The following is a 16207-nucleotide window of genomic DNA, read 5'->3' on the forward strand; positions in this document are numbered from 1 at the left end:
AGAACGGTGCGTTGCACATTTGTCCGTCATCGCTCAAAAAGCTCCGGGTCGGGGTGGTTCCAGCTGGCACACGTCGAGGTACTGGTCCCACAGAGTGCCAGGTGTATCGCAAGCGTGGGTCTGCCGGCCGGGGCGCAACTGGGGCTGGATGGCTGGTGGAGCGTCCCAGCGCGCGACGCCACTGACAGACTCGCGATGCTCGTCTGTCGTGTCCTCGTTCGCTGGTGCTCACTCGGACGACGGGGCGCTGCGCTCGGCGCGGTCGCGCGCCTCACGCCGGTCCACTCGTGCCTGCAGTAGCGGGCGCGATCCCCGCCGGGAATCGGACAGTCCCCCGGCTGAATGCCGCACTAAATTACGGTATTTGGAGAGTGCGAAAACAAGGCGTGTTGTACTTGTTGGGATTCGGATACAAAGCTCCGGACAAAGTGGTGTGGTCGCCGGCCAGTGGCTGCCGGGTTGTGCGCCACGAGGGCCGAAGCGAGCGAGGGTCGAGCGTGGGTCTGCCAGCGCTGGCTCAACTCGAGTGTGGTCGTGATCGGCGTGGCCCTGGACGTGCGTGGCCGGCGACGTGCGTGGCACAGTGGACTCGCATGACACTCGGTGGGGCTGGCCCGCCATGTGCAGTCCCGGTCGGACTCTGGGGAGTGAGGTGAGATATATCTGTTCTCCAATAGTTATAGCCGGGGCTGAGTGGGCGGGTTTTATTCTACCTGAAGTCCGCTGTTCGTCACCGACTCTTATGTTCTATTTCTTATGTACCGCTGCTTCCAGCGCCCGCCTCACGACTGAATCTCTAAAGGACAAAATAAAGAGTGTGTTACATCGGCGGTTTTCGGTGAATAATTCGACCGCCATCTTGCGATTTGGGTTTGTGTCAGTCGGGGGTGGTGATTCACTGCCGGTGATTCAGACCGGGTGAAAACCGCCGCAGTCTTGCGATTTCAACGGTATAATGGTAGCAATAAAGGTAAGTGTCGAAATTTGATAGAATGGGAGATAGACGTTCTTGCAATCCACTCTTACCAGCGGCGTAGAGAGAATTACAGTCACAGAACAGCACAAAAGTATTAGATATTCTATACAGGGGAACGAGTTCACAACGGCGGATTACATGAACTCAGATACGTCGCGCTCTTCCTCTTTCGACTCAGTTTCGTCCCGCTCTTCAGTCTCGTTTGAGTCCCCCTCTGCATCTGATTCAGTGGGTGATTCACCACCTTCCTGCTCGGCAGATTCCGTCCCTCCTAAGCTGGGATCTGGGTCCGGCTCAGAGAAGAGTCCGCCAGTGTTGTCGTCGGACTGCTGGTCGTGATCGCCACCGTCATACTCATCTTCTGAATCTGATAGGTTCGGGTGATCTGTGTCCGGAGACGTGACGGCAGTGTTTGCTGTTGTCTGGTCGAGTGGGTCGGTCGACTCGTCGTCGCCCAACCCGTCTGTCGCGTCGACGGTCGGCTCGACTTCGGGGTCACGATCCGGGCCACTCTCTCTGGGCTCATCATCTTCGGTCTCACCAAGTGACCCATAGAGCACATCGTCGAGTCGGGCCCGAGTAAACGAGAACCAGCTGTCACTCTCTATGTCGGTATCATCCTCGGTGGGTTCCGGTTCCGAACTGCCCGGCGACTCCGCACCTTGCGCCGGAAGGCTATCGCGAACGTCCGCCAGTTCATAAGACTGCCCGTGGACCCACGTCGTCCGAGAGACGGCAACGCACTCACCGGGCTGGAAGTCTCGGAGCAGGCCGGATGTGACCGGCGTCTTGTCCTTCTCTTTGTACGTGTCCCGAGCCTGTGTTCGGGGGTTCTCGCCGCGCCCCTGGTGGCTCATCGACACCATCTCGGACCGGTCATACTGTCGACTCTCGCCAAGTTCGTCAAGGATGAAGTCCGTCGACCATCCGTCTTTAGCTAAGATGAGAACCGCGTGACAGCGACGGCTTATCGAGGCTATTTTTCGAGAGGAATGAGGAGGAGAAGTCTGTGCACAACCCTCGCTCCTCAACGAGAATCATGCGTCGGCTCACCACGCTTTTTCCCTCTGAGTTCCTCGAAGAGCACGCCGAGGAACTCGGCGTGGTCGAGCGAGAAGGCAAGCTTCAGATTCCTGTCCTCGTGTGGGCGCTCGTGTTCGGCTTCGCCGCAGGCGAGAGCCGAACACTCGCTGGGTTCAGGCGCTGCTACAACGCCACAGCTGACGAACCGATCTCTTCTGGCGGCTTCTATCACCGGTTGACACCGACGCTGGCAGAGTATCTCCGCGACCTCGTCGAGCGCGGCCTCGACGAGGTCGCTGTTCCAGACGCTTTTGACGCTGATATCGACCGATTCAGGGACGTGATGATCGCTGATGGAACAGTGTTGCGGTTGCACGAATTCCTCTCTGATGAGTTCCAAGCCCGTCACGAGGAGCAGGCTGGAGCGAAGCTCCACCTGCTCCACAACGCCACCGACCAGACAATTGAACGGATCGACGTAACGGACGAGAAAACGCACGACAGCACGCTGTTCAACACAGGTTCGTGGCTACAAGGACGGCTAGTTCTGTTCGATCGAGCGTACTTCAAGTACCGCCGTTTCGCGTTGATCGACGAGAACGATGGCTACTTCGTGAGTCGGCTGAAGCAGAACGCGAATCCGGTGATAACGGCGGAATTACGGGAATGGCGCGGCCGCGCCATTCCCTTGGAGGGCAAGCAGATCCACGATGTGGTCGATGACCTCTCGCGGAAGTACATCGACGTAGAGGTCGAAGCGGAATTCAAGCGAGGGCAGTACGAGGGAACGCGGTCACTGGATACGAAGCGGTTCCGCGTCGTCGGCGTCCGCAACGAGGACGCCGACGACTACCATCTCTACATAACGAATCTGCCGAGAGAGGAGTTCCTGCCGTCAGATCTAGCGACGCTGTACCGGTGTCGATGGGAAGTAGAAACTCTGTTCCGTGAGTTGAAGACGCAGTATGAACTGGACGAATTCGACACGAACAACCCTGATGTCGTGAAAATTCTACTATACGCTGCGTTGCTGTCACTGCTGGTGAGCCGGGAGTTGTTGGATCTGGTCACCGAGCAGGCCGACGATGAGATCGTGTTTCCGCCGGAACGCTGGGCGGCGACCTTCCGGTCGCACGCCCAGCTCATCCTCCACAAACTCGGCGAGTACCTCGGTTACTCGCCACCGCCGTTGTTGGAGCGGCTAATCGAAGACGCTCAGAAGATTCATCAGCAACGGCCGATCTTACAGGAGACACTCGCTACCGCTACACAACCGAGGTGTGAGTCTTAGCTAAAGACGAATGGTCCGTCGACTCAGTGTCACCCGGACCGAAGTAAACGCCCTGCGGGCAGTTGCCGACAATGCCAGAGATTGTACTATACGTGTCTTTGAGCTGGCCGATTGTCTGTACACCGACTAGTGCCCGGGCCTTGTGTTTCCGACCTCGGGCCGTGAGGTTCGTTACCTGAGTGAGCGCCGGCAGCGCGTCAATCTCGTCGAGGATATGGACCGTCGGGTTCGAGGCGTTCATCGCGTAGCGGATGGACCAGTCCACGAGCAGTTGGTACATCGGCCCGAGCGTTTCCAGTTCCGTCGGGTTCGAGTCAATGATGAGGACCCGACCTTCCGGGTTCTCGATGTACTCCTGAAGGGAGAACTCCCCGTAGTCTCCGAAGTCGCCGGTGAACACGGGGTCGACGTTCTCCTTGATTGTCTGGTAGACGTTCTGTGCGCCTTTCCCTTTATCAGGGTCAATGTGGCCCGAGTCTAGTCGGTCGAACTCATCGAGTGCCTTCTTGAGCGCGATATGACCCTCGTTGAGCAGCGAGACGATATCGGCGTGGCAGAGCGCGTGACGGCGATTGTTCTTTTTCGCGCTGAGATGGAGGTACATCAGCATCTCCGCGAAGGTCTGTTTGGCAGGCCGATGGAATGGGTCGTGGCCGTCGGCCTCGCCGAAGATCGCGCCGGCGACCTCGCGGAAGTCCGACTCTGAATCGGCGTCCTTGAACAGATTCCAGACTACGTCGCTATCTTCGTGCCGGATGCGCTGAACCTCAAAGCCCAAGTCCTCGTAGAACGCTTGAAAGTCCTCGCCGGTATCGTGAGCGATGACCGCTGTGTCGCTGTAGTACGGGAACTGGTAGGCCAGTAGTTTCATCATCGAGGTTTTCCCGCTTCCAGTCTCGCCTACGACGGCTGTAGAGACATCTTGATCGAGCGTGAACGGCATTTCGGCCTCTTCGTGTTCGTGAGAGACCTCTTCCAGCGGGACGACGGACTCCCCGTCGTCGTGGTCCCACTGGTTCATCGCGAGCATTTCCGGTGACGTTCGGCGGAGTAGTTCCCCGGAGAACACGACGCCGATTGAAACAGCATACAGGATTACCGTGGTCGAGTACGAGACCATCGGCAGTGACAGGCCGGGTACAGTGAAGCCAGCGAACAATGTCCCGACCGAGATGGCAGCCAGAACGTGTGCGAACGGGAACAACAGCGCTGCGCTGGGTGTCTGAACAAGGACGTCATAGAAGAACGCCGCGCTGATCAGTCCAAAGCCGAAGTAAATGTAGCGCCACGCCCAGAACCGCTTTGGGAGAACCTTGTCGCTGTCGACGATCATCGGCGGGAACAACAGCATGAATCCGGCCCAGACGAACCCGACGACGTTGTCGTACTTGAGGCTATTCGGAACCTCTCCGGAGCGTTGTCCCGGTGGTGCAGAGGAACTAGAACTCACTGCCACCACCCGACTTCGCGTTCGGGTTCCTGCTCGCGTTCAAGATCAACTTCGGGTTCGCGTTCAGTTGCCGCCTGTTCTTCGGCTCTCTCCGCAGCACGTTCTGAGAGTGGCTCAGTTTGGCGCTCATCGCTCGCGTTCTCAGCCGTGGGCTGTCCGGCGTCTTTTTGCTGGCCCTTCTCAGTCGCGCGCTTGAGGGCTTTTTCTGCTTCGGGGTTCAGCGACAGTTCTGCCTCGTGGTACTGCTCCCGAGCTTCTTCATCCACGACCCGACCGATGTCCTCCGGAGCATCGCGAGGGGCAGCCGTTGGGTCGCGTGTTCGAGCGGGTTCTTCAAACGCGGTCGCTGCCTGTTCGCGCATCTGCCGGATATCTTCCCGACCCATTTCTAATTCCGCACGCTCGCCAGTCGCCGCGATATGTGCATGGGGAAACTCTGTGTCTCGGTGAACACCATACACGCAGTCGGTTGTCGGCTGTTGAGCCAGCCCGCTATTCACCAGCTCCCGAGTGTTATCACGGACTTCTTCTGGCGAATATTGTCCTGTAGGGTCTGGCGAGACGATTAAATGCCGCTGGAATCCGAACTCGCGGCTCTTGTCGACAAACCGATTCACCTCTGAGTCAGACAATTCTCGCCCGGCGGGGTTTCGGAGGTCGACCGTCGCGCCGGCGTCCTGTTCGCGATCACGCTGAATGTAATCGACGAGGTTCCCTGCACCACCCTCCTGATAATCTGTTTTCAGCATCATGCACTCTCACCTGCCGATTCAGCAGCGGTCGAGGCATCTGACTCAGGGTTGCTTTCCTCGTCTGGTGTTTGCGATTCTATGTCTGGATCTCTCCCAACATGCTCGCCGGCAAATTTCAGCGCAAGCCGTCGCTGTTCAGCTGAGTAGTCATCTTGAATCAGTTTCCAGATCGCGATGGTGTATGCCGTCCGGACTTTTTGGACGGTTTTTACCTCCTCCATTGTTCCAGACTCAAATTCTTCTAACAGCTCTGTCACCTCGCGTTTTGCCTCCTCCAGCAGAGCTTCGATTTTTGTGTTAGTGCTGTACCGCTGATACTGACTCTCTCCAGTCTCCCACTCAACGTAGTCCTCGATAACCTCGTGTCCCATCTGTCTTTAGCTAAGAGACGAACCACGTGACAGCAGCGGCTTATCGAGGCTACTTTTCGAGAGGAATGAGGAGGAGTCCGCTGTGCACACTGACACCTCCTCGTCGAGAATCATGCGTCGGCTCACTACACTGTTTCCCTCCGAGTTCCTCGAAGAGCACGCCGAGGAACTCGGCGTGGTCGAGCGAGAGGGCAAGCTTCAGATTCCTGTCCTCGTGTGGGCGCTCGTGTTCGGCTTCGCCGCAGGCGAGAGCCGAACACTCGCTGGGTTTAGACGCTGCTACAACGCTACAGCTGACGAACCGATCTCTTCTGGCGGTTTCTATCACCGGTTGACGCCTACTCTTGCAGAGTATCTCCGCGACCTCGTCGAGGCCGCGCTCGACGAGGTCGCTGTCCCTGATGCTGTTGACGCTGATATCGACCGATTCAGGGACGTGATGATCGCTGATGGAACCGTGTTGCGGTTGCACGAGTTCCTCTCTGATGAGTTTCAAGCCCGCCACGAGGAGCAGGCTCAGTCGATCACATCGGGTTAGAGTAAGCGTCTGCTTGGAGAGGATGTGCAGTCAACCCAAGCAGACAGCGAGATAGAGGAAGAGCACCTGCTTAATTTTGTCGTCAACAGTCTCGAAGAGGAGCTCACGGTAGACCTCGACGAGAACGTAGAGGTCACGACAGAGACATTGTGCGAGGTCCTCGCCGGCGCCAGCGCCGGCGGGACCTCAATCAACCACGTCTGCGAAACGACTGACGACTCACCGCACGCCAATACCGTGCGTGGACATCTTACCGATCAGTTTGAGCTTGATTCGGTTGAGGCGGTTGGAGACACACTGTTACAACGAGATGCGCTTGCGACACTGCCAGATCGACCGGTGGAGGTCTGCGCAGACCTCCACCTCGATCCCTACTACGGTGATGAGGACGAAACTGAGGCTCTGTACTCCTCACAGGCCAAGCGTGGAACAACGACGTTTCACGCCTATGCGACGCTCTACGTGCGCGTACGCAACAAGCGGTACACGCTGGCGGTTCGCCAGCTCGTCGCTGGCGAAACCACCAGCGATGTCCTCGCCGAGTTCCTGGAACTCCTTGACGGCCTTGACCTCGGCGTCAAGGCCGTCTACCTTGATCGGGGTTTCTACAACAGCACCTGTCTCAAGCTGCTGTACGCGCACAATTACGCCTATGTGATGCCGATCGTCAAGTGGGGTGAGACGATTCAAAACAAACTCAGCGAAGGCTGGAGCCGCGAGATCGAACACGATCTCGCTGGCGAGGTGGAGTTCCCTGTGTTCATCGACTGCGTGTACCAGCAGGGACGGTACGACGAACACGGGGTGGCGCGTCACGGCTACGCCGCTGACGCGCCCTTTATCGACACGCCACGAGATGCACGAGAGCACTACAGCAAGCGCTTCGGCATCGAATCAAGCTACCGATTAGCCAAGCAGAGCCTCGCTTTCACTAGTTCTCAGGATGCTGGACTGCGGTTGGTAATGTTTGTAGTGAGCCTACTGCTTCAGAACAGTTGGCGATATCTCCACTGGAGGTACGTGGCGGCGCCCCGCCGTGGGGGCCGCCGCCTCTTGCAGTGGTCGTTCACGGAGTTTTGCGAAATGACGCTCCGCGCAGCTTGGACAGCACTTGGTGTCCGCAGGACTGTTCCAGCGAACCAGCCACTTGACGACCGGTTCTTCCGGTAGCTGTCCATCTGTCCGGACAGCGGTCGTCAGTGGTGACACTGTCGCGTCGGCGGCAGTCCGCCGCCGACAGCGACGGTCCATCCCGAAAATCATGCTCACTAGCGGTTCGAAGATGCTCCACAGCTAGTTCGGTTTGGTTCACCGTCATCAAACGGGGTTACGCGGCTGTCGATGTGATCGACTGAGGCTGGAGCGAAGCTCCACCTGCTCCACAACGCCACCGACCAGACGATTGAACGGATCGATGTGACTGATGAGAAAACGCACGACAGCGCGCTGTTCAAGACGGGATCGTGGCTGCAAGGACGACTGGTTCTGTTTGATCGGGCGTACTTCAAATACCGCCGCTTTGCGTTGATCGACGAGAACGACGGCTACTTTGTGAGTCGGCTGAAGCAGAACGCAAATCCGGTGATAACGGCGGAATTACGGGAATGGCGCGGCCGCGCCATTCCCTTGGAGGGCAAGCAGATCCACGACGTGGTCAATGATCTCTCGCGGAAGTACATCGACGTAGAGGTGGAAGCAGAATTCAAGCGCGGCCAGTACGAGGGAACTCGGTCGCTGGACACGAAGCGGTTTCGCGTCGTCGGCGTCCGCAACGAGGACGCCGACGACTACCACCTGTACATCACGAATCTGCCGAGAGAGGAGTTTCTCCCGGCGGATCTAGCGACGCTGTATCGGTGTCGATGGGAGGTAGAAACGTTGTTCCGTGAGTTGAAAACGCAGTACGAACTGGACGAATTCGACACGAACAACCCTGATGTCGTGAAAATTCTACTATACGCTGCGTTGCTGTCACTGCTGGTGAGCCGAGAGTTGTTGGATCTGGTCACCGAGCAGGCCGACGATGAGATCGTGTTTCCGCCGGAACGCTGGGCGGCGACCTTCCGGTCGCACGCCCAGCTCATCCTCCACGAACTCGGTGAGTACCTCGGCTACTCGCCACCGCCGTTGCTGGAGCGGCTGATCGAGGATGCTCAGAAGATCCACCAACAACGACCGATCTTACAAGAGACGCTCGCTACCGCTACACAACCGAGGTGTGAGTCTTAGCTAAAGACGAATGACCTCGTGTCCATATTCGGAGGTGGATGTCCCCGCGGCGTCAGCCAGCTGGTCAAACAATTCGCTCTTGCGAAGGAGATTGTTGATAGCGAGAGCTGCGGCTGAAAGTCGAAGAGGGCAAGGGCACCGCGCCAGCGGTGCCCGATATGTTCCCAATAAGCCGGTTCGTGTCGGAATCGGCTGCAGCGGACCTGTTGCAGCAGGTTCGCTGGCGTGATGGCGTCGAGTGCCCCCGCTGCCGTTCTGACCTGGCGGTCAGAAACGGCAGCTATCGGGAGTATCAGCGGTATCTGTGTAAGAATTGCGGCCGGACGTTCAACGACAAGACCGGCACGATCTTCGCTCATTCGAAGCTCTCGCTGAAAGAGTGGTACTTCACGATCTACGTGTTCTTACGGTTCAACACGAGTATTCGCCAGATCGAGGCGGAGCTCGACCTTTCGTACAGAACGGTGAGACGGCGCGTCGAGCGCTTCGCCAGCGCGCTCGACGCGCCTTCGATCACACTGTCTGGACCGGTCGAAATCGACGAAGTGTACGTCTCTGCCGGTCTCAAAGGCCGCGAGCGCGACCAGGAGTCGCGCTCGCGTGGCCTGTCCACGCGTGGACGAGGCTCGTACGACGGCGACAAACCGCCGGTGTTCACGCTGGTCGATCGTGGCTCGGACGATCGATACGTCGTGCCAGCGAAATCCGCTGGTGAATCGACTATTCGACTCCTGCTTGCTGACCACGATGAGGAGTCGCTGACCGTCTATACGGACGGATTTCGAGCGTACGAGCCGCTCGAAGAAGACGACGCATTCTCCCGCGAATACGTCGTCCACGGCGACGGTGAATCCGCTGATGGCGAAGTACACGTCAACGGTTGCGAGAGCCACGCGTCGCTGACGCGACGGTGGCTCTCGCCCCATCGAGGAGTGTCAAAGGACAAGCTAACACCGTATCTCAGAGCCTTTCAGCTCCGCTGCGAACTCTACAGAAAACCAGGTGACGAAGCGCTCAAACATGCTCTTGATGCTGCCCTCTGAAAATCAACAACGTGCTTCACAAGAGCGCAAACAATTTTTTGTTCTCTTCGGTCGTGTAAATCTGGAGTAGAGTGCGTCGCTCAGTCATTCCTGACCCTCCTTGTTTCGGATGGTTTCAACCTCTTCCTCTAGTTTATCTGTCGCTTCCTCCATCGCAGTAGCGCGCTTGTCTGCCGGGAACTCAGAGGCTATTAAATCCCACAGAGCGACCGAGTAGAACAGTTCCTGCTCCGTGTCAACGTTTGTTGCTTCCTCAACGTCTTCGACGACGGCATCAGCGATGTAGTCCAGTTCCGATCCAAGATTTAGTTCCCCCGCACGCTGTTCCTGTAGTTCACGAGATATACGCTGTTCCGTAGCTTTCAGAATGTACTCTGAAACCCCTTCTCCCGTTTTGTTAGCCTGCTTCACGATCTCTTTTCGCTGCTCTGCACTCAACCGAACTGTAACTGTTTCATCTATGTGAATTACTCCGTAGTGTCAAACTCCGCATCAGTCTCTGCCTCGATACCACCGTCAGCGACAACTGCTTCTGGCTGTGTCTGGTCAAGGGCCACAGACACCACGTCCACCAACTCGTCTTCGCTGAGTCCATTGAGGACGTGTTCAGCCTTCTCCGGGGACAATCCACGATTCGCTAGCTCCTGCTCGACTGCTTTGGAATGGACGAACTCTTCGAAATCAGCAGCGCGGGAGTCAGCCTCGTGAGCAACAACGTCGAGCGCATCTTCCGCGTCAGCGTCGAGGTCAATGATCTGCTTTTCCTCCCACGACGTCTTGATCGTCAGCGGGTAATCGCCATGTTCGTCGACGCGAACCAGCGCTTGTGAGTAGCCCTGTCCGTCACCCAGCGACTCCTTGCCGGCTTCGGCGTGCTGGATGTAGGACTGCTGTTCGCTCGTTAGCCCAGCGCTCGTTGCGGTTTCGTCGCCCAGTTCCGGCTCGCGGTGATGCACCTTGATCGGGCACATTCCTGCGATTTCCTCAGCGGCTCCCTTGTCCTCGAACTCAGAGAGCGTCTGAGACAGCATCACCAGTCGCAGTCCAGCGTGGCGCTGGTGGCGAGCAATCTGGTTCAGCGACTCCAGATTTGCGTCGTCGTTGAACAGGTAGTGAGCTTCGTCGATGATGATCTCGACCTTCTGCTGCATATTTTTCGGGCTCTTACCGAACTGAGTGAAACAGTACCCCGAGAATTACAGCATCCCGCCGTAGGCTAGTTGCTATGTACAATCAAACAGCCTTCGGCGGGATGCTACAGGATATTGTTGAGCTCACGTCAATAGTGTTGCGCCCAGAGCCGCTCGATGAGGAAATCGAGCGGCGCTGTAAGCAGGCATGGGAACAAGCTCCTTGCCCGGAGTGTGGTGAAACCGCCATCCAGTCCGGGGACGGCAGTCCCCGGGTCTGGTGCACCAACTGCCGCTATGTCTTCTCCTACACCCGCAACACGCCCTTCGAAGGCCGCACTCTCTCTCCTGGCGAAATCGTCATTGCGTTCGTCCTCTATGCCGACACACTTCTCAGCATCCACCAAATCACCCAGCTCTTCGAAGCGGTCTACGACACGGTTCATTCCACGATTCGAGAGGTAGAAGCCGCCTTCCAGCGCGGCTTCTACCTCGTCTGGGAGCGCATCCAACACGCTATCGACGGCCCAACTCAGATCGACGAAACCGGCCACAAGTGCTCTGGTTACAAGGGACAGACGCCGCCGCGGGATGGGCTTTCCCGCGGCGGCTCTGGGGAAGGGGGGCGATCACGGTGGGAAGGAGCACCTGGCGATACCATGACGCTGATCGGTGCCTGTCGTGATGTACTTCGTGTAATTCGCGCCGAGCCAGGTGCTCAACCGGAAGAACTCAAACCAGCACTTGATGAGGTAGAGATTCTCTCAGGGAAACTGGATGAGGTCTGGCACGACGGGTGGCGCGGGTACGCGCCACTCGTCTACAAGAACGAGCAGACCGTTGTTCACTCCGAAGAATTTGTCACTGATGACGGCGTCCACATCAACCAAGTCGAATGCCTCTGGTCGCTAGTGAATCCATGGCTACAGAAGTTCCGCGGCCTCTCCAAGCCTGGATTGGAGCAGTCCGTCCGAACCTACGGGTTCGTACGGACGTTAAACCTCGCTGGAGCACCACTACACGGCCTTCTTGACTGCTTCGTCGTCAACGTGTTTCGCTGAGTTATGTAAGAGCCTTTTTCGCCTGCTGGTACAGTGTCGACAACAGCAGTTGCATAATGAACGACTGCTTGCCGAGGCCACTCCCCGAGCCTTCGACCTGCTGGAGGTCCAGATAGACGGCCTTGCTGCTGTCGTCGATCAGCCGCAGGTCCGACTCTTTCGAGAGGTTGCCGAAGGTACTCCCCGGGCGGAACGGATGCAGTGCAATCGAGAGTTCGTTTGCGTACTGCTGGATTTTCTGCTGGGAGGACTCCGTCGTCGCTCCCGGGAACATTTCTGGCTCTTCCTGGAGGCGGTCGACGACTTCGAGGAAGTCACTCAGGTCCGGCGAGTTCTCCGGCGTGTGCGTCGACGGGTCCGCTGGGTCGATATCCGATTCAGTGAATATCGTGTCGATCAGGAACGTGATGAGGCCGCTGTGCATCTCCAGATCGACATCCCGAGATTGGAGGAAGTTCTCGATGACCCCGTACACTTCGTCTTTCTTGGCGGAGACGGGCTGCATATCCGGCGATTGTTCGAGGACATGAGGCGGTGTCGGATGCATCTCGCACGGGTTCAGCGGCGTCTCACCGCTGATCGTGATGGTCTTTTGCGTCCAGCATCTTCGCGCTGCCATGCATATCCCCGACCGGGTCGATGTAGATCTGCTTGACGTCCGACCGCTTTTTCAGCATCCGCATCGCCCGAGCCTGCGTTCCGTGCGTCTTTCCGCCGCCGGGCATCCCGGTTACAAGCTCCGAGTGGCCGGTTTCCAGTTCCCACGGGTCGATCAACAGTGAGGAGTCGTTGTGGCCGTGCAGTCCGTACTCGATGCCGTCCTCCATCCGGAGGTAGTTCGACGAGAACGGGAACAGCGACCCGAGCGCTTCCCCAGTCATCGAAGAAAGCCGATTCTGGCCGAGTTCGTTGGCCCCGATCGGCGAGACAGTCACCAGTCCTGCTTCCTGCCGGCGGGTCGTTCGCTTGACCCCACAGTTCGATGGCGAGTCTCGCAGGAGCGTTTCGAGCCGGTTCGTTTGCTTCCGGAGGTCTTCTTCGGTCTCAGCCGTGAGGCGGATGAACGCCCCGACACGGAACAGCGACGTGTGGTTCCGCCGGACCATCTGCCGGATGTACTTTGCCTGGTTGACCTCCTGTTCGATATCCTCCGCTTCCAGCTCTCCCTTGTCGTTTTGCAGCATCTTCAGCGAAGAAATCCACTCCTTCATCACCGACACTGCTGTATCAGCGTCGTATGGGTCGATGTGGATTGAGACGTCGACGGCGAGGTCCGTATCCAGCAGCAGTTGCTCCAGCATCCCACTCGTCGGATGCTCGGGATACGTCTCGATCCAGAAGCACCGCGTATACGTCTCTTGGTCGATGAGGGCGTGGTCAACTTCCCATTCGATATCCGTCGGCGCGACCAGTGACCGGTGGTTCTCACCGGGCCTATGCAACTGGGAGACGAAGTCGGTCTCGTCGACCTCGTAGTCGGTCCCACCGACGTCGTCGGTGTCCATGCCCTCCGCAGCGTCATGGGCTGCGGCACCCTCGCCGTGCTTGATGAGTTCTCGCGCGGAGTACGTCACCGGAGAGACGGAGGCCGCCTCTTCGTACTCGCGTTCCGACCGCGTTTCACAAGCCCAGTAGTCATCGGTCAAGTGCGCCAGTTCGTGGGGGCTGACCGACCGACTACGGCACCGGAACATATTGTTGACTGCTCTGTCGACGGTTTCGAGCCGGTCGTGGAGCTTCTTGGCTTTGAACTCCTCTCGCTCGGCGTCAGTGAGCGTGTCACTGTCGAACCGAGTGAACAGCCGCCCAATGACCGGTATCCCAGTCAGGTAATCCGCGATAGAGTCGCTGTTCATCTGGAGGTCGTGAATGTCGTCGTCAGTGACCCAGACGACGATGTAGTACTTCCGCTGGAGTTCAGTCTCAGTTTCAACGTTGCCGCTGTCGTCGATGTAGCGGTTGACGAACTCCATGAGGACACCCCGGAAGATCGAATGGCTCTTCGCATCGGGGTCGTCGAGTCGGTCGATGTGTGCCTGAATGTGAGACTCGTTGTCGACTTCGGCCGTCGTGACGTGGAGTTTCGCCCGCCCAGTCAGGGATTCAGACAGGCGTGTGAGTGACTTGACGGCTTTCTCCCATTTCTCGTCGTCCTGCAGCGACATATTGGCGGGCTCGACCTCGACCGCGCCGACGTACGCTCCGTCGACGCGCTCAATGCCGTGGGGCATGACCCGCTCTAGTCGCGTGACCTGCCGAGTATCCTGATTCCCTTGGCCGTGAGTGTACTGCTTCTTTTTGACGAGCCAGAACAGTTTGACTCGCAGCCACTCAGTCAGGCGATAGTGATCTGGCCGGACTTTGTGCAGGATGTAGAGGAATACTTCGACGACCGCTGTGAGAGCCAACGTGGGGAAGAACAGCGCCGCCGGCACGAACGGCATCCCCATCGCGACGAGGAAACCAAACGGCGGGATGAGGAACAGGATAAGTTCCCCCAGCGTGTAGTCGCCCCAGAAGTTAGTCGAATCTCCGAGCGATTCGTGGATGATGTTCGTGTTGTACTCTTCTTCTGAGTCAGCCATTAGTCGTCATCCTCCTTGTGCGGCAGGCCGTCGCGGTACACATCCGGCCCTAATATATCGTCATCAGTTGCAAACGGCTCAATTGAATCCGGCGAATTTCGGCGTTTCAGCGTTCAATTGCCTGCTCCACGTTGTAAACGCCGGCTATGAGCGTTATCTCCCGGAACTGGCGGAACCAGTCACGCGCTCGGACGGCGGAGCCGTGCGAGCGCTTGATTGAGGAGTTGACGGACTCGGTCTGTGATCGCTGACCATAGAGCTCGTCGTCTATTCGGGCGTTGTGTGCGTGATCGTAAGGAGCGAAAACACGGTGCTTTATCAGCGGACGAATCCCGGCGTTTCGAAGCTCCTCACGGAAGCTCATGTCATCATAGCCTTTGTCAGCGGCCAAGCTTCGAAGGTCGCCCGCGTTCCGCAGGGCGACCTTCGGGCCGATCTTGGTTTCGTCAGGCCACTTCGTGCTGCAGTGTAAGTCAAGAATTGCTCCCTCAGCTGTATCTACGAGAAACGTCGTCTGGATCGTTTTGACGGAACGATCAATCCGTCGCAAGTAGTGAGACGATGCTTGCTGACGGTCGAAGTAGGTGGCATCAATTGCGGCGTGACCATTCTGGTCCAGCAGCTCCGCCGACCGGCGGAGCAGCTGTCGCCAGACAGTCATCGATGCCCGTTTGAACGCCTTACACAGCGTCGAAGGCGCGGGAAACTCCCCGCGTTGAAGAGGCTCTTACATAACTCAGCGAAACACGTTGACGACGAAGCAGTCAAGAAGGCCGTGTAGTGGTGCTCCAGCGAGGTTTAACGTCCGTACGAACCCGTAGGTTCGGACGGACTGCTCCAATCCAGGCTTGGAGAGGCCGCGGAACTTCTGTAGCCATGGATTCACTAGCGACCAGAGGCATTCGACTTGGTTGATGTGGACGCCGTCATCAGTGACAAATTCTTCGGAGTGAACAACGGTCTGCTCGTTCTTGTAGACGAGTGGCGCGTACCCGCGCCACCCGTCGTGCCAGACCTCATCCAGTTTCCCTGAGAGAATCTCTACCTCATCAAGTGCTGGTTTGAGTTCTTCCGGTTGAGCACCTGGCTCGGCGCGAATTACACGAAGTACATCACGACAGGCACCGATCAGCGTCATGGTATCGCCAGGTGCTCCTTCCCACCGTGATCGCCCCCCTTCCCCAGAGCCGCCGCGGGAAAGCCCATCCCGCGGCGGCGTCTGTCCCTTGTAACCAGAGCACTTGTGGCCGGTTTCGTCGATCTGAGTTGGGCCGTCGATAGCGTGTTGGATGCGCTCCCAGACGAGGTAGAAGCCGCGCTGGAAGGCGGCTTCTACCTCTCGAATCGTGGAATGAACCGTGTCGTAGACCGCTTCGAAGAGCTGGGTGATTTGGTGGATGCTGAGAAGTGTGTCGGCATAGAGGACGAACGCAATGACGATTTCGCCAGGAGAGAGAGTGCGGCCTTCGAAGGGCGTGTTGCGGGTGTAGGAGAAGACATAGCGGCAGTTGGTGCACCAGACCCGGGGACTGCCGTCCCCGGACTGGATGGCGGTTTCACCACACTCCGGGCAAGGAGCTTGTTCCCATGCCTGCTTACAGCGCCGCTCGATTTCCTTATCGAGCGGCTCTGGGCGCAACACTATTGACGTGAGCTCAACAATATCCTGTAGCATCCCGCCGAAGGCTGTTTGATTGTACATAGCAACTAGCCTACGGCGGGATGCTGTAATTCTCGGGGTACTGTTTCACTCAGTTC

General features: G+C 57.8%; 12 protein-coding genes and 5 pseudogenes. 7 read left to right on the forward strand and 10 right to left on the reverse strand.

All coding sequences use genetic code 11. The annotated features are described in order from the left end of the window. The first annotated feature begins 114 nt into the window (after positions 1-114). On the forward strand, positions 115-300 hold the full coding sequence (locus BDK61_RS23130; protein ID WP_148709169.1) for a hypothetical protein: 186 nt from the start codon (positions 115-117) through the stop codon (positions 298-300). An 810-nt stretch (positions 301-1110) separates the two neighbouring features. Here BDK61_RS23130 and BDK61_RS21300 read toward each other — a convergent pair. Beyond that, positions 1111-1908: pseudogene (locus BDK61_RS21300) on the reverse strand (type IV secretory system conjugative DNA transfer family protein); the annotation flags it as partial. 107 nt (positions 1909-2015) lie between these two features. Between BDK61_RS21300 and BDK61_RS21305 the strand changes: the two are divergent. Then, a complete protein-coding gene (locus BDK61_RS21305) occupies positions 2016-3290 on the forward strand; it encodes an IS4-like element ISHma1 family transposase (RefSeq protein ID WP_121302325.1) in 1275 nt (424 codons plus the stop codon). Positions 3291-3303: 13 nt separating this feature from the next. Here BDK61_RS21305 and BDK61_RS21310 read toward each other — a convergent pair. From BDK61_RS21310 to BDK61_RS21320, 3 genes and pseudogenes are all read right to left on the reverse strand, one after another. Continuing rightward, a pseudogene (locus BDK61_RS21310) lies at positions 3304-4740 on the reverse strand (type IV secretory system conjugative DNA transfer family protein); the annotation flags it as partial. After that, positions 4737-5492 carry a relaxase gene (locus BDK61_RS21315; protein WP_121304599.1) on the reverse strand — a complete coding sequence of 252 codons (756 nt, stop codon included), beginning with the start codon at positions 5490-5492 and terminating at the stop codon, positions 4737-4739. The pseudogene BDK61_RS21310 and the gene BDK61_RS21315, both read right to left, overlap by 4 nt. Next, the gene (locus BDK61_RS21320) at positions 5489-5863 is read right to left on the reverse strand and encodes a hypothetical protein (RefSeq protein WP_121304601.1); all 375 of its coding nucleotides are present in this window, start codon (positions 5861-5863) and stop codon (positions 5489-5491) included. Before BDK61_RS21320 ends, BDK61_RS21315 begins: the two co-directional genes overlap by 4 nt. A 112-nt stretch (positions 5864-5975) precedes the next feature. On the opposite strand from BDK61_RS21320, the pseudogene BDK61_RS21325 reads away from it, so the two are divergent. The 4 genes and pseudogenes from BDK61_RS21325 to BDK61_RS21345 all read left to right on the forward strand — a co-directional run. Continuing rightward, positions 5976-6380: pseudogene (locus BDK61_RS21325) on the forward strand (IS4 family transposase); the annotation flags it as partial. A 45-nt stretch (positions 6381-6425) separates the two neighbouring features. Then, complete coding sequence (locus tag BDK61_RS21330) at positions 6426-7571, forward strand: ISH3 family transposase (RefSeq protein ID WP_121302321.1); 1146 nt, start codon at positions 6426-6428, stop codon at positions 7569-7571. A 183-nt stretch (positions 7572-7754) separates the two neighbouring features. Then, positions 7755-8630 (forward strand): annotated as a pseudogene (locus BDK61_RS21340) (IS4-like element ISHma1 family transposase); the annotation flags it as partial. 158 nt (positions 8631-8788) lie between these two features. Next, a complete protein-coding gene (locus BDK61_RS21345; RefSeq protein ID WP_121304603.1) occupies positions 8789-9673 on the forward strand; it encodes an IS1595-like element ISHja1 family transposase in 885 nt (294 codons plus the stop codon). 84 nt (positions 9674-9757) lie between these two features. Here BDK61_RS21345 and BDK61_RS21350 read toward each other — a convergent pair whose 3' ends face one another. Together BDK61_RS21350 and BDK61_RS21355 are read right to left on the reverse strand one after the other, a co-directional pair. Next, entirely contained in the window at positions 9758-10135 is a 378-nt protein-coding gene (locus BDK61_RS21350) for a plasmid mobilization protein (protein WP_121304605.1), read from the reverse strand. 5 nt (positions 10136-10140) lie between these two features. After that, entirely contained in the window at positions 10141-10824 is a 684-nt protein-coding gene (locus BDK61_RS21355; RefSeq protein WP_244209974.1) for a type IV secretory system conjugative DNA transfer family protein, read from the reverse strand. Positions 10825-10898: 74 nt separating this feature from the next. On the opposite strand from BDK61_RS21355, the gene BDK61_RS21360 reads away from it, so the two are divergent. Continuing rightward, entirely contained in the window at positions 10899-11864 is a 966-nt protein-coding gene (locus BDK61_RS21360; RefSeq protein ID WP_121302811.1) for an IS1595 family transposase, read from the forward strand. A 1-nt stretch (position 11865) separates the two neighbouring features. On the opposite strand, the gene BDK61_RS24030 is transcribed toward BDK61_RS21360, so the two are convergent. The 4 genes and pseudogenes from BDK61_RS24030 to BDK61_RS21375 all read right to left on the reverse strand — a co-directional run bounded on the left by BDK61_RS24030 (position 11866) and on the right by BDK61_RS21375 (position 16151). Then, entirely contained in the window at positions 11866-12483 is a 618-nt protein-coding gene (locus BDK61_RS24030; protein WP_244209976.1) for a hypothetical protein, read from the reverse strand. After that, positions 12434-14449: a hypothetical protein gene (locus BDK61_RS21365; RefSeq protein ID WP_244209978.1), complete on the reverse strand. Its 2016-nt coding sequence runs from the start codon at positions 14447-14449 to the stop codon at positions 12434-12436. The genes BDK61_RS24030 and BDK61_RS21365 overlap by 50 nt, the downstream gene beginning before the upstream one ends. A 106-nt stretch (positions 14450-14555) precedes the next feature. Continuing rightward, positions 14556-15170, reverse strand: a pseudogene (locus BDK61_RS21370) (IS5-like element ISHma10 family transposase); the annotation flags it as partial. A gap of 15 nt (positions 15171-15185) precedes the next feature. Continuing rightward, entirely contained in the window at positions 15186-16151 is a 966-nt protein-coding gene (locus BDK61_RS21375) for an IS1595 family transposase (protein WP_121303712.1), read from the reverse strand. Between the last annotated feature and the right edge of the window lie 56 nt (positions 16152-16207).

Origin of the sequence: Haloarcula quadrata (assembly GCF_003634715.1) — an archaeon.
GTDB classification, from domain to species: Archaea; Halobacteriota; Halobacteria; order Halobacteriales; family Haloarculaceae; genus Haloarcula; species Haloarcula marismortui.

Coding starts and splice junctions, on each gene's coding strand:
- BDK61_RS21360 (WP_121302811.1), top strand. CDS start 10,899: ATGTACAATCAAACAGCCTTCGGCGGGATGCTACAGGATATTGTTGAG.
- BDK61_RS21315 (WP_121304599.1), bottom strand. CDS start 5,492: ATGATGCTGAAAACAGATTATCAGGAGGGTGGTGCAGGGAACCTCGTC.
- BDK61_RS21305 (WP_121302325.1), top strand. CDS start 2,016: ATGCGTCGGCTCACCACGCTTTTTCCCTCTGAGTTCCTCGAAGAGCAC.
- BDK61_RS24030 (WP_244209976.1), bottom strand. CDS start 12,483: ATGGCAGCGCGAAGATGCTGGACGCAAAAGACCATCACGATCAGCGGT.
- BDK61_RS21355 (WP_244209974.1), bottom strand. CDS start 10,824: ATGCAGCAGAAGGTCGAGATCATCATCGACGAAGCTCACTACCTGTTC.
- BDK61_RS21375 (WP_121303712.1), bottom strand. CDS start 16,151: ATGTACAATCAAACAGCCTTCGGCGGGATGCTACAGGATATTGTTGAG.
- BDK61_RS21320 (WP_121304601.1), bottom strand. CDS start 5,863: ATGGGACACGAGGTTATCGAGGACTACGTTGAGTGGGAGACTGGAGAG.
- BDK61_RS21365 (WP_244209978.1), bottom strand. CDS start 14,449: ATGGCTGACTCAGAAGAAGAGTACAACACGAACATCATCCACGAATCG.
- BDK61_RS21345 (WP_121304603.1), top strand. CDS start 8,789: ATGTTCCCAATAAGCCGGTTCGTGTCGGAATCGGCTGCAGCGGACCTG.